Below are 12,834 nucleotides of genomic sequence, written 5' to 3'. Positions count from 1 at the left end.
GCAGAAAGCCTGGGAGGAGGCATCATGCTGGAACTGAGAAACGTGTCGAAGACGGTCGGCGCGGCGGAGCACATACGCGACGTGTCGCTGACGCTTCAGCATGGCTCGCTCAACGTCCTGCTCGGGCCGACGCTTTCCGGCAAGACCAGCCTGATGCGGCTGATGGCCGGCCTTGACGTGCCGACATCCGGCTCGGTCTGGTTCGATGGCAAGGATGTCACCGGCATCCCGGTGCAGAAGCGCAACGTCGCCATGGTCTACCAGCAGTTCATCAACTATCCGGCGATGACCGTTTACGAGAATATCGCCTCGCCGCTGAGGGTGGCCGGTGCCGAGCGGGCAAAGATCGACAAGGAGGTGCGCAATGCCGCAGCCCTTCTCAAGCTGACGCCCTTTCTCGACCGCACGCCGCTCAGCCTCTCCGGCGGCCAGCAGCAGCGCACCGCGCTGGCGCGCGCCATCGTCAAGAACGCCAGCCTCGTGCTGCTCGACGAGCCGCTCGCCAACCTCGACTACAAGCTGCGCGAGGAGTTGCGCGCGGAATTGCCGAAGATTTTTGCGGCAACCGGCACCATCTTCGTCTACGCCACGACCGAGCCGCACGAAGCCTTGCTGCTCGGCGGCAACACGGCGACGCTTTCCGAAGGCCGCATCACCCAGTTCGGCCCGACGATCGACGTCTTCCGCAGGCCGAACGACCTCGTCACGGCCAGGACGTTCGCCGATCCGCCGCTCAACACGATCGTGCTGAAGAAGAGCGGTTCGAGCTTCCTTCTCGAAGGTGGGGTGAGCCTTCCGGTGCCGGCCGAACTCGTCGGTATTGCCGATACGAGTTACACGATCGGCTTCCAGCCCCACCATCTCTCCCTTGCCCGGCCGAGCCCGTCGGCGGTGGCGGTGAGAGCCAAGGTCTCGGTCACCGAGATCACCGGTTCCGAAAGTTTCGTGCATCTCGATTTCGCCGATGTCCGCTGGGTGATGCTTGAGCACGGCATCCTGGTGTTCGAGCCGGACCAGACCATCGAGGTGTTCATCGACCCGCGGCACATCATGGTGTTCGACGCGAACGGCCGCTCGGCCGCGCCGCCACAGATGCTGGCGGCTTGAGGAGGAGGGCACATGGCGCGCATCGACTGCAATCACATCCGCCACGCCTACGGGCCGCATCCGAAGTCGGACAAGGACTATGCGCTGAAGGAGGTGCATCACGCCTTCGAGGACGGCGGCGCCTATGCGCTGCTGGGGCCGTCGGGCTGCGGCAAGACCACGCTGCTCAACATCATTTCCGGCCTGTTGTATCCGTCGCACGGCGAGCTTCTGTTCGACGGCAAGGACGTCACCAATCTGTCGACGCAGGAGCGCAACATAGCTCAGGTGTTCCAGTTCCCGGTCATCTACGACACCATGACCGTCTACGACAATCTGGCCTTCCCGCTGCGCAACCGCGGCGTTGCGGAACCCGACGTCGACCGCAAGGTGCGTGAAACCCTTGACATGACCGGTCTGGCCGACATGGCCAAGCGAAAGGCGAGGGGGCTGACTGCCGACCAGAAGCAGAAGATCTCGCTCGGACGCGGGCTGGTGCGCTCCGATGTCAACGCGATCCTGTTCGACGAGCCGCTGACCGTCATCGACCCGCATATGAAATGGGTGCTGCGTTCGCAGTTGAAGCAGCTGCACAGGCGCTTCGGCTTCACCATGGTCTATGTCACGCACGACCAGACTGAGGCGCTCACTTTCGCCGAAAACGTCGTCGTCATGTATGAGGGCGAGATCGTTCAGATCGGCTCGCCAGCCGAACTGTTCGAGCGCCCCAAGCATACATTCGTCGGCTATTTCATCGGCTCGCCGGGCATGAACGTCATGCCGGTCGCGGTCGAAGGCAGGAGCGCGCGGCTCGGCAGCCAGACGATCGAATTGCCGGGCGCGCCTAAGGCCGGGATCACCGGTGCGATCGAACTCGGCATCCGCCCCGAATATGTCAGGCTTGGCGCCAGCGGCATGCCGGTTTCAATCCGCAAGGTCGAGGATATCGGCCGCCACAAGGTGGTGCGCGCCAGTTTCGAAGGCCGCGACATCGCGGCGATCATCGGCGAGGACGAGGACATTCCCGCCGATCCGAAGATCGCTTTCGACCCGGCCGGCATCAACATCTATGCCGATTCCTGGCGCGTCGAGATGGGAGGCTGAGCATGGGAAGGACCTGGAACAACAAGGCCTGGTTCATGGTGCTGCCGGTGCTGTTGCTGGTTGCTTTCTCGGCGATCATCCCGCTGATGACGGTCGTGAATTATTCGGTGCAGGACACTTTCGGCAACAACGTCTTCTTCTGGGCGGGCTCGGAATGGTTCGAGGAAATCCTGCATTCCGACCGGTTTTGGGAAGCGATGGGCCGCAACCTGATCTTCTCGGCCATCATCCTGGTCATCGAGATTCCACTCGGCATCTTCATTGCGCTCAACATGCCGAAGAAGGGCTGGGGCGTTCCGGTCTGCCTGGTGCTGATGGCGCTGCCGCTGCTCATCCCGTGGAACGTCGTCGGCACGATCTGGCAGGTGTTCGGCCGCGTCGACATCGGCCTGCTCGGATATACGCTGCGGGCGCTCGGCTTCGACTACAACTATGTCAACGACCCGTTCGACGCCTGGGTCACCGTCATCGTCATGGACGTCTGGCACTGGACGAGCCTCGTCGTCCTGCTCTGCTACGCAGGGTTGGTCTCGATCCCCGACGCCTATTACCAGGCGGCCAAGATCGACGGGGCGTCGCGCTGGGCGATCTTCCGCTACATCCAGCTGCCGAAGATGAACCGCGTGCTGCTGATCGCGGTTCTGCTGCGCTTCATGGACAGTTTCATGATCTACACGGAACCGTTCGTCGTGACCGGCGGCGGGCCTGGCAACACCACCACTTTCCTGTCGATCGATCTGGTGAAGCTGGCCATCGGCGAGTTCAACCTCGGTGAGGCGGCGGCCATGTCGATTATCTATTTCCTGATTGTCATGCTCCTGTCTTGGGTGTTCTACACCGTCATGACAGCCTACGACGAGGAGCGGTGAGATGGCGCGCCTCGACGAAACCACGGCCAACGAACGAACGCTGATGCGGCAGACCCCCGCTACAGCGGAAGCGCAGACGGCGAACGCCGCGCTGGCCCGCAAGATGCGGCGACGCGGCGAGGAGTCACGGTTCTGGTGGCTGGTGCCGACGATCTACATCATCTTCCTGATGCTGCCGATCTACTGGCTGGTCAATATGAGCTTCAAGACCAACCAGGAGATCCTCGGCGCCTTCTCGCTTTGGCCGAGAAACCCGACGCTTGCCAATTACGCGGTCATTTTCAATGATCCGTCGTGGTACAGGGGCTACATCAACTCGATCATCTATGTGGTTATGAACACGGTGATTTCCGTCGCCGTGGCGCTTCCGGCAGCCTATGCCTTCTCGCGCTACCGCTTCCTCGGTGACAAGCACCTGTTTTTCTGGCTGCTGACCAACCGCATGGCGCCGCCGGCGGTGTTCGCGCTGCCGTTCTTCCAGCTCTATTCGGCTTTCGGCCTGATCGACACCCATATCGCGGTGGCGCTGGCGCACTGCCTGTTCAACGTGCCGCTGGCGGTCTGGATCCTTGAAGGCTTCATGTCGGGCGTGCCGAAGGAAATCGACGAGACCGCCTATATCGACGGCTATTCCTTCCCGCGCTTCTTCCTCAAGATATTCATGCCGCTGATCGCGAGCGGCGTTGGCGTCGCGGCCTTCTTCTGCTTCATGTTCTCGTGGGTGGAGCTGCTGATCGCGCGGACGCTGACCACGACCGCGGCAAAACCGATCGCCGCGATCATGACGCGCACGGTCTCGGCCTCGGGCCTCGACTGGGGTGTGCTCGCTGCAGCCGGCGTGCTCACCATCCTTCCGGGCGCGCTCGTCATCTGGTTCGTGCGAAATTATATCGCCAAGGGCTTTGCCCTGGGGAGGGTTTGATCATGAGCTTCTCCTGGATGGCCTGGACCTGGCCGACCGCCGCCTTCTTCGGCACCATCTTCCTGCTGCTCTGCGGCATGGCGGTCTGGGAATATGCCTCGCCTGGCGGCAATCCGCGCATCGGCGTCTTGCGCTTCGAGACGACGCGGGGCGACCGTCTCTTCCTATCGCTGCTTGGCAGCGCCTTTATCCATCTCGCTTGGCTGGGTCTTGTCGGACCCAACCTGTGGTGGGCTCTCGCTCTCTCCGTGGTCTACGCCATCGGCGTGTTCCGCTACGTATAGAGGGGGAAACTGTTGGAGCATCCCCGGGGGCTGCTCCAGATAGCACTTGGAACTGAACAGTGGAGGAAATACATGCGAAGGCAATTTCTGACGTCAACGACTGCTCTGGTCCTGCTCCTCGGAGCCGGCCAGGCCTATGCCGGAATGGACGAAGCCAAGGCGTTTCTCGACGCCGAGATCAAGGACCTGTCGACGCTCGATCGCGCCGGCCAGGAAGCCGAGATGCAGTGGTTCATCGATGCTGCAAAGCCCTTTGCGGGCATGGACATCAAGGTCGTCTCGGAAACCATCGCGACGCACTCTTATGAATCGGCGACGCTGGCCAAGGCGTTCACCGACATCACCGGCATCAAGATCACCCATGATCTGATCGGCGAAGGCGATGTTGTCGAAAAGCTGCAGACGCAGATGCAGTCGGGCGAAAACATCTACGACGCCTATGTCAACGACTCCGACCTGATCGGCACCCATTGGCGCTACCAGCAGGCACGCAGCCTGACTGACTGGATGGCGAACGAGGGCAAGGACGTCACCAACCCGAACCTCGACCTCGCTGACTTCATCGGCACCAAGTTCACGACGGCTCCAGACGGCGACCTTTACCAGCTGCCCGACCAGCAGTTCGCCAACCTCTACTGGTTCCGCTACGACTGGTTCAACGACGAGAAGAACAAGGCGGACTTCAAGGCGAAGTACGGCTACGACCTCGGCGTTCCCGTCAACTGGTCGGCCTATGAGGACATCGCCGAATTCTTCACCGGCCGCGAGATCGACGGCAAGAAAGTCTACGGCCATATGGACTACGGCAAGAAGGACCCGTCGCTCGGCTGGCGCTTCACCGATGCCTGGCTTTCGATGGCCGGCAATGGTGACAAGGGGCTGCCGAATGGTCTTCCGGTTGACGAATGGGGCATCAAGGTCGACGAGAAGTCGCGGCCCGTCGGTTCCTGCGTGGCTCGCGGCGGTGACACCAACGGTCCGGCGTCGGTCTATGCCATCCAGAAATATCTCGACTGGATGAAGGCTTACGCTCCGGCCGCTGCCCAGGGCATGACCTTCTCGGAATCCGGACCAGTTCCGGCGCAGGGCGAAATTGCCCAGCAGATGTTCATGTACACGGCCTTCACCGCCAACATGGTGGAGGAAGGCCTTCCCGTCGTGAACGAGGACGGTACGCCGAAATGGCGCTTCGCTCCGTCGCCGCATGGCGTGTACTGGAAGGACGGCATGAAGCTCGGCTACCAGGACGTGGGTTCCTGGACGCTCCTCAAATCGACGCCCGACGACCGCGCCAAGGCAGCCTGGCTCTACGCGCAGTTCGTCACCTCGAAGACAGTCGACGTCAAGAAAGCCCATGTCGGCCTGACGCTGATCCGCGAGAGCACGATCCAGCACAAGAGCTTCACGGACCGCGCCCCGAAGCTCGGCGGCCTGATCGAGTTCTACCGCTCGCCGGCCCGCGTCCAGTGGTCGCCGACGGGTACGAACGTTCCTGACTATCCGAAGCTGGCACAGCTTTGGTGGCAGGCGATCGGCGACGCCTCGTCGGGTGCCAAAACTCCGCAGGAGGCGATGGACTCGCTCTGTGCCGAGCAGGAAGAGGTGCTTGAGCGCCTCGAGCGCGCCGGCGTGCAGGGCGACATCGGACCGAAACTCGCCGAGGAAAAGACCTTGGAGGAGTGGAACGCCGATGCCGTCGCCAAGGGCAATCTCGCGCCGCAGCTGAAGATCGAGCCGGAGAAGGACAAGCCGCAGACCATCAACTACGACGAGCTGGTCAAGAGCTGGAGCAACTGAGCATCGGTCCGGGCGTTCGCGCCCGCATCGCACCAATCGGGGGAGGCGGCAAATTGCCGTCTCCCCTGTTTGCGCCGAGGGAGTGAGAATGACTGGCTTTATCCTAGCAATCGACCAGGGGACGACGTCGAGCCGGGCGATCCTGTTCGACGGTGACATGAAGGTCGTGGGCAGCGGCCAGGAAGAGTTTACCCAGCATTATCCAGCCTCCGGCTGGGTAGAGCATGATCCGGAGGAAATCTGGTCGAGTGTCGTGGCGACAGCGAAGGCTGCGCTGAACAGCGCCGGCCGCGATGCATCGGATGTCGCTGCTATCGGCATCACCAACCAGCGCGAGACCGTCGTCATCTGGGACAGGGCGACCGGCAGGCCGATCCATAACGCGATTGTCTGGCAGGACCGCCGCACCGCGCCGCTGTGCCAGAAATTGAAGAAGCAGGGGCTGGAGAAGAAGTTCACCAGGAAGACCGGCCTGCTGCTCGATCCCTATTTCTCCGGCACCAAGATCGCCTGGATGCTGGACAAGGTGAAGGGCGCCAGAAAACGCGCCGAGAACGGCGAATTGCTGGCCGGCACCATCGACAGCTTTCTGATCTGGCGGCTGACCGGCGGCAAGGTTCACGCCACCGATGCCACCAACGCCTCGCGCACGCTGGTCTACAACATCGAAAAGAATGCCTGGGACGACGAGCTCCTGGCCATTCTCGGTATACCGGCAAGAATGCTGCCGCAGGTGAAGGATTGCGCCGACGACTATGGAATCACAGAGAAAAGCCTGTTCGGCGCAGAGATAAGGATCCTCGGTGTGGCCGGCGACCAGCACGCGGCGACCATCGGTCAGGCCTGTTTCGAGCCGGGCATGATGAAATCGACCTATGGCACCGGCTGTTTCGCGCTGCTCAACACCGGCAGCGATCTGGTGCGCTCGAAGAACCGCCTGCTGACGACCATTGCCTACAGGCTGAACGGCAAGACCACCTATGCGCTGGAAGGGTCGATCTTCATCGCCGGCGCTGCCGTGCAATGGCTGCGCGACGGCATCAAGGTGATCGGCAAGGCCGAGCAGAGCGGCGTGCTGGCGGCGAGCGCCGACCCGACCCAGGAAGTCTATCTGGTGCCGGCTTTCGTCGGGCTTGGCGCGCCGCACTGGGACGCCGAGGCGCGCGGCGCCATTTTTGGGCTGACCCGCAATTCGGGCCCGGCGGAATTTGCCCGTGCCGCACTGGAATCCGTTGCGTTCCAGACGCGCGACCTGCTCGACGCGATGCGCAGGGACTGGAAGGGCGCGTCAGCGAAGACCGTTCTCAGGGTCGATGGCGGCATGGTGGCGTCGGACTGGACGATGCAGCGGCTGGCCGACATCCTCGATGCGCCGGTCGACCGCCCGACCATTCTGGAGACGACGGCGCTCGGCGCGGCATGGCTGGCCGGCTCGAAGGCCGGCGTCTGGCCGAAGACAAGGGAATTCGCCAGGAGCTGGGCGCTGGAGCGACGTTTTCGACCGGACATGGATGCATCGGTCCGTTCCGCAAAGCTGGCGGGTTGGCGCCATGCTGTGCGCCGGACACTGAGCCCGCTGTAGATTCGCGTACCGGAAGGATAAAGCCTGCGCCGTTGCCGGCGCAGGCTCTTCAACAAGCTTATTCAACTCCGCCCTGGTTTATCAATAGGGCGAGATGCACTGCCGGCGGGGGCCGTAGTAAGGCTTATACGTGTTGTCGTAGGCCCGGTAAGATCTGTAGCGGCTGTAGCACCACTCCACGTGGGCATCGCCGCGATAGATGCGGCGGCTCTGGTTGTTGATGATCGCGCCGGTGATCAGCGCACCGGTAGCGAAGGCCGCCAGCGGGAACCAGTAGTCGTTGTAGCGACGATAGCCAGGACGATAATAGCGATAGCCGCGATAGCCGCGATAGTACCTGAAATCGTCGTTACGGGCGAAACGACGAAAATCGCGGCGGTCAAAATCGCGGCGAGAAAAATCGCGGCGGAAATCGCGGCGAGAAAAATCGCGACGGAAATCGCGACGGAACTCACGGCGGAAATCGCGACGGGAGAAATCGCGGCCGGAACCACGCCTCCACCGTCTGTGTTCGACAGTCTGGACATCCGACGAGACATTCTGGCCTAGCGGCACATAGATGGGCTGGGCGTTGACCGGCACGATCTGCGCTACAGCGAACGACGCTGACAGCACGGTCGCCAGCAAGCCCGACATGATCCTGTTCATGGCCTTCTCCTTGATAGCGTCGTCCCTTGTAGCGATAAAAACGGGGATGTTGCGCAATTGTTCCGCGAAAAATAGCAAGCCGCTGATTTGTAATAGGTCTCGGCTTTTGTGCGAGACAGCCACTCCGAACTCGTCGAGACGGTTTGCGAGGCGTCAGCAGACCGCGAAAAGTCCGGCTTGCGAGGCTTCTTTTTCCGGTTGACCGTTCGAGACACTCTCCCTATGTTCCGCGCAATTTCGAGGGCGGCATCCTGAGCCCGCGGGAGCGCGTAGCTCAGCCGGTAGAGCAACTGACTTTTAATCAGTAGGTCCAGGGTTCGAATCCCTGCGCGCTCACCATTTTTTCCATGAAAATCAACAGGTTAGCGTTCCTGCTCCCGGTCTAAAGCGAGATGCTTCATGACGCCTTGGAGTTTTCCAGCGGCGTCGAGCCAGGTTCTCTCAAGAATCGTCTCGATCACACCAGCGAGACATTGCCGCCGGCGTGGCGCTCCAGCCGGCCGGCTAGGTCGAGTTCCAGCAGCACCATGAAAACCTGGGCGGGATGCAGGCCGGTGTGGCGGATGATTTCGTCGATCGCCACCGGCGTTGGGCCGAGCGCTTCGATGACGCGGGCGCGGTCGTCTTCGCCGGGTGGCGGTGTTGCCGAAAAGTCGGGCGGCTCTTCGAGCAGCGGCGTCCTTGGCGCCAGTTTGCCGACCAGCGGCGCGATCGCACCGGTAATGTCCGATGCCTCGGTGACCAGGGTGGCGCCGTCCTTGAGCAAGGCGTTGGCGCCGGCGGCGCGCGGATCGAGCGGCGAGCCGGGGACGGCGAAGACCAGCCGGCCCATCTCGCCGGCAAGCCTGGCACTGATCAGCGAGCCGGAGCGCAGCGCCGCCTCGACCACGACCAGCCCCAATGCCGCACCGGCGACAAGGCGGTTGCGGCGCGGGAAATCCTGGGCGCGCGGCCGCCAGCCGAACGGCATCTCTGAAATGATGGCGCCGCCGCGCTCGGCAATCTCGTTGCACAATGCGGCATTCTCGGGCGGGTAGGGGAGGTCGAGGCCGCCGGCCAGCACACCGATCGTGCCTGACGCAAGGCTGCCCTGATGTGCTGCCGTGTCGATGCCGCGCGCCAGGCCGGAGACGATGCCAAAACCGTCGCGGCCGAGTTCGGCGGCGAGCGTCCGCGCCATCTTGATGCCGGCCAGCGAGGCGTTGCGGGCGCCGACTATGGCGACCGCCGGCAGCCGGAACACCGCGCCTTCGCCCTTGACCGCGAGCAGCGGCGGCGGATGGTCCATGCTTTTCATCAGCGGCGGATAGTCGGCCTCGCCGATGCCGACGAAGCGGGCGCCGGCGCGCCGTGCGGTCTCCAGTTCCGCTTCGGCCTCGGCCACCGTCGGGATGCGGACGGCCTTTCTGGCGCCGCCCGAAACCATCAGCTCGGGCAGCATCTCGAGCGCCGTCTCGGCCGAGCCAAAACGGTTGATCAGGTCGCGAAAGGTGGCCGCACCGACATTCGGCGTGCGGATCAAACGAAGCCAGCTCAACCGCTGCCGGTCGCTGAGCCGCGTCCCGGCGGCGCGCTGGCTCACTCCCTGGCTCCGATCTTGTTCTCGGTGCCGGCCAGCAGCCGGGTGATGTTGGCCCGGTGTTTTATGATGACGATCAGGCTCATCAGCGCGAACCAACCGGCATAGGAGGGCATGCCAATGAAGTGGAGCGCGATCGGCACCGCTACCATTGAGACCAAAGCCGCAAGTGAGGAATAACGAAACAGCCAGGCAACAGACAGCCAGACGAGAGCGAAGACCAACACCGGCAGCCAGAAAATGATTCCGAACTCACTGAGATAGATTGCGATACCGATCAACACGCCAAGGTAGGTGGCGACGCCCTTGCCGCCCTTGAAATCGAGCCAGATCGGAAAGAGATGGCCAACCAGTGCGCCGAAGCCGGCCCAAATCCCAAAAAAATGCCCGGCAATCAAAACGGCCGCCGTTCCTTTCAGCGCATCGAGCAGTAGCGTGGCGGCGGCGAGGCCCTTGTTGCCGGTGCGAAGTACATTGGTGGCGCCAATGTTGCCGGAACCGATGTTGCGGACGTCACCGAGACCGGCAGCGCGCGTCAGCAGGAGGCCGAAGGGAATCGAACCAAGCAGATAGCCGAACAGCAACGACAGGAAATAAAGTAAGAGGTAGATAAACACGATGGACTGTTCGCCAAACATTATCTCCCCCAACATTTTCCTTGGCAAACGGACACCGGACGGTGCGCAAATGCTGGTTCAAGCCGAAAACACTGTGCGGCCCGCCACCATCGTTTGCAAGACCTTGCCCTGCAGCCGCGCGCCTTCGAAACAGGTGTTTTTCGAGCGCGAACGGATGCCGCTTTCGCTGACGATCCATGGCTCGTCGAGATCGATCAGCGCAAGGTCGGCGACCGCACCCGGCTTCAGCGTGCCGCCGGGCAGGCCGAACAGTCTTGCCGGGGCAGTGGACAACGTCTCAACCAACCTAAGCAGCGTCATATCGCCATTGTGGTAGAGCCGCAGCGCCGCGCCGAGCAGCGTTTCCAGCCCGATGGCACCGGCCGCGGCGTCGGCGAAAGGCAGCCGCTTGGTGTCGACGTCCTGCGGGTCGTGCGAGGATACGATGATGTCGATCGTGCCGTCCTTGACCGCCTCGATCATCGCCAGCCGGTCCTCCTCAGCGCGCAGCGGCGGCGTCAGCCGGAAGAAGGTGCGGTATTCGCCGACATCGTTCTCGTTGAGCGACAGATTGTGGATCGAGACGCCTGCTGTGACTTTGGCGCCGTCGGCCTTGGCCCTCGTTACCGCGTTTGCCGCCATCGCAGTCGAAATCTTGGCCGCGTGATAGGCGCCGCCAGTCAGCCGCGCCAGCGCAAGGTCGCGCTCCAGCGGAATGGACTCGGCCTCGCGCGGAATGCCGGCAAGGCCGAGCCAGCTGGCATAGAGGCCTTCGTTCATGACGCCTGACGAAGCGAGTTCGGCGTCCTGGGTTTCATGCGCGATCACGCCGCCGAAATCGCGCGCATAGGTCAGCGCGCGGCGCATCACCAGTGCGCTTGCTATGGTGTGCCGCCCGTCGGTGAAGGCGATCGCGCCGGCCTCGCGCAGCAGGCCGAATTCGGTCATCTCGCGGCCTTCGAGCCCCTTGGTGATCGCCGCCGCCGGAAAGATGTTGACGACGGCCGTGTCCTTGGCGGTGCGCAGCACGAATTCGACCAGCGCGACATTGTCGATCACCGGGTCGGTATCGGGCATCATGACGATGGACGTGACGCCGCCGACGGCCGCCGCTACGCTGGCCGAAGCGATGGTTTCACGATGTTCGCCGCCCGGTTCGCCGATGAAGACGCGCGCATCGATCAGGCCGGGAATGATTGCCTTGCCGGCGCAGTCGATGACATTAGCATCTTGCGGAGCGCCCTGGTTCAAGGCCGCCTTGCCGGCGGCGACGATCTTGCGGCCCTCGACAATGACAGTGCCGACCTCATCGATGCCGCGCGACGGATCGACGATGCGGGCCCGGCCGAACACCGTTGGGCTCATGCGCCGCGGCCCTCATAATTGCGGCGGGGATCGAGCAGCGCTTCCATCACCGCCATGCGCACGGCGACACCCATCTCCACCTGTTCCTGGATGACGCTCTGCGGACCGTCGGCGATTTCCGAAGCGATCTCGACGCCGCGGTTCATCGGGCCGGGATGCATGACCAGAGCGCCGTCCTTGGCCGCCTTCAGCTTCTCGGCGTCTAGGCCGAAATAGTGGAAATACTCACGCACCGAAGGCACGAAGGCGCCTTCCATGCGCTCGCGCTGCAGCCGCAGCATCATCACCACATCCGCGTCCTTGAGCCCTTCGACCATCGAACGGGTGACGATCACGCCCATTTTCTCGATGCCGGCGGGCAAAAGCGTCGACGGCGCCACGACGCGCACCTGCGCGCCGAGCGCATTGAGCAGCATGATGTTGGAACGCGCCACGCGCGAATGCAGGATGTCGCCGCAGATCGCCACGATCAGCTTCGACAGCGGGCCCCTGGCGCGGCGGATGGTCAGCGCGTCGAGCAGCGCCTGCGTCGGGTGCTCATGGGCGCCGTCGCCGGCATTGATCACCGAGCAGCCGACCTTTTGCGCCAGCAGCGCGGCGGCACCCGCCGACTGGTGGCGGATTATCAGGATGTCGGGATGCATGGCGTTCAGTGTCATCGCCGTGTCGATCAGCGTCTCGCCCTTCTTCACAGAAGAACTGGCCACCGACATGTTCATGACGTCGGCGCCGAGCCGTTTTCCGGCCAGTTCGAACGACGATTGCGTACGGGTCGAAGCTTCGTAGAACAGATTGATCTGGGTGCGGCCACGCAGCGTCGAGGCCTTCTTCTCCGACTGCCGCGAGATCGCGACCGACCGGTCCGCCCTGTCCAGCAAAAGCTCGATGTCGGCGGGGGAAAGATCGCGGATGCCCAGAAGATGGCGGTGGGGATAGAGTGGCAGGGACGAAGCGTCGGTCATCTCAAGGCGCTGCTATAGG

12 protein-coding genes and 1 tRNA gene are annotated in these 12,834 nt (G+C 62.9%); 8 read left to right on the top strand and 5 right to left on the bottom strand.

Annotated features, from left to right (window positions below; genetic code table 11):
- Positions 1-24 precede the first annotated feature (24 nt).
- The 7 genes from AC0L2R_RS08860 to glpK all read left to right on the top strand — a co-directional run bounded on the left by AC0L2R_RS08860 (position 25) and on the right by glpK (position 7,644).
- Positions 25-1,107 (top strand): ABC transporter ATP-binding protein, encoded by a 1,083-nt coding sequence (locus AC0L2R_RS08860; RefSeq protein WP_023801183.1) that lies wholly within the window; start codon positions 25-27, stop codon positions 1,105-1,107.
- A 12-nt stretch (positions 1,108-1,119) separates the two neighbouring features.
- Positions 1,120-2,190 (top strand): ABC transporter ATP-binding protein, encoded by a 1,071-nt coding sequence (locus tag AC0L2R_RS08855; RefSeq protein ID WP_023801184.1) that lies wholly within the window; start codon positions 1,120-1,122, stop codon positions 2,188-2,190.
- Positions 2,191-2,192: 2 nt separating this feature from the next.
- Positions 2,193-3,059, top strand: coding sequence for a carbohydrate ABC transporter permease (locus AC0L2R_RS08850; protein WP_473508491.1), 867 nt, complete (start codon positions 2,193-2,195; stop codon positions 3,057-3,059).
- A gap of 43 nt (positions 3,060-3,102) precedes the next feature.
- Entirely contained in the window at positions 3,103-3,981 is an 879-nt protein-coding gene (locus tag AC0L2R_RS08845) for a carbohydrate ABC transporter permease (protein WP_473508631.1), read from the top strand.
- Between the two features lie 2 nt (positions 3,982-3,983).
- Positions 3,984-4,265 (top strand): DUF2160 domain-containing protein, encoded by a 282-nt coding sequence (locus AC0L2R_RS08840; RefSeq protein ID WP_023801186.1) that lies wholly within the window; start codon positions 3,984-3,986, stop codon positions 4,263-4,265.
- A gap of 72 nt (positions 4,266-4,337) precedes the next feature.
- The gene (locus AC0L2R_RS08835) at positions 4,338-6,062 is read left to right on the top strand and encodes an ABC transporter substrate-binding protein (RefSeq protein ID WP_091593736.1); all 1,725 of its coding nucleotides are present in this window, start codon (positions 4,338-4,340) and stop codon (positions 6,060-6,062) included.
- 88 nt (positions 6,063-6,150) lie between these two features.
- A complete protein-coding gene (gene glpK, locus AC0L2R_RS08830; protein WP_473508490.1) occupies positions 6,151-7,644 on the top strand; it encodes a glycerol kinase GlpK in 1,494 nt (497 codons plus the stop codon).
- 81 nt (positions 7,645-7,725) lie between these two features.
- On the opposite strand, the gene AC0L2R_RS08825 is transcribed toward glpK, so the two are convergent.
- Complete coding sequence (locus AC0L2R_RS08825; protein ID WP_473508630.1) at positions 7,726-8,292, bottom strand: BA14K family protein; 567 nt, start codon at positions 8,290-8,292, stop codon at positions 7,726-7,728.
- Positions 8,293-8,555: 263 nt separating this feature from the next.
- Between AC0L2R_RS08825 and AC0L2R_RS08820 the strand changes: the two genes are divergently transcribed.
- Positions 8,556-8,631: transfer RNA gene (locus AC0L2R_RS08820), tRNA-Lys, on the top strand.
- Positions 8,632-8,749: 118 nt separating this feature from the next.
- Here the strand turns inward: AC0L2R_RS08820 and dprA are convergent.
- The 4 genes from dprA to AC0L2R_RS08800 are packed head-to-tail and all read right to left on the bottom strand — an operon-like array spanning position 8,750 to position 12,815.
- Positions 8,750-9,874: a DNA-processing protein DprA gene (dprA, locus tag AC0L2R_RS08815; protein WP_473508489.1), complete on the bottom strand. Its 1,125-nt coding sequence runs from the start codon at positions 9,872-9,874 to the stop codon at positions 8,750-8,752.
- The gene (gene plsY, locus AC0L2R_RS08810) at positions 9,871-10,509 is read right to left on the bottom strand and encodes a glycerol-3-phosphate 1-O-acyltransferase PlsY (RefSeq protein WP_473508488.1); all 639 of its coding nucleotides are present in this window, start codon (positions 10,507-10,509) and stop codon (positions 9,871-9,873) included. The genes dprA and plsY overlap by 4 nt, the downstream gene beginning before the upstream one ends.
- A gap of 57 nt (positions 10,510-10,566) precedes the next feature.
- The gene (locus tag AC0L2R_RS08805) at positions 10,567-11,853 is read right to left on the bottom strand and encodes a dihydroorotase (protein WP_473508487.1); all 1,287 of its coding nucleotides are present in this window, start codon (positions 11,851-11,853) and stop codon (positions 10,567-10,569) included.
- A complete protein-coding gene (locus AC0L2R_RS08800) occupies positions 11,850-12,815 on the bottom strand; it encodes an aspartate carbamoyltransferase catalytic subunit (RefSeq protein WP_473508486.1) in 966 nt (321 codons plus the stop codon). Before AC0L2R_RS08800 ends, AC0L2R_RS08805 begins: the two co-directional genes overlap by 4 nt.
- Positions 12,816-12,834 lie beyond the last annotated feature (19 nt).

This window comes from Mesorhizobium sp. WSM4820 (assembly GCF_055811075.1).
This window is presented reverse-complemented; position numbering and strand designations above follow the sequence as displayed.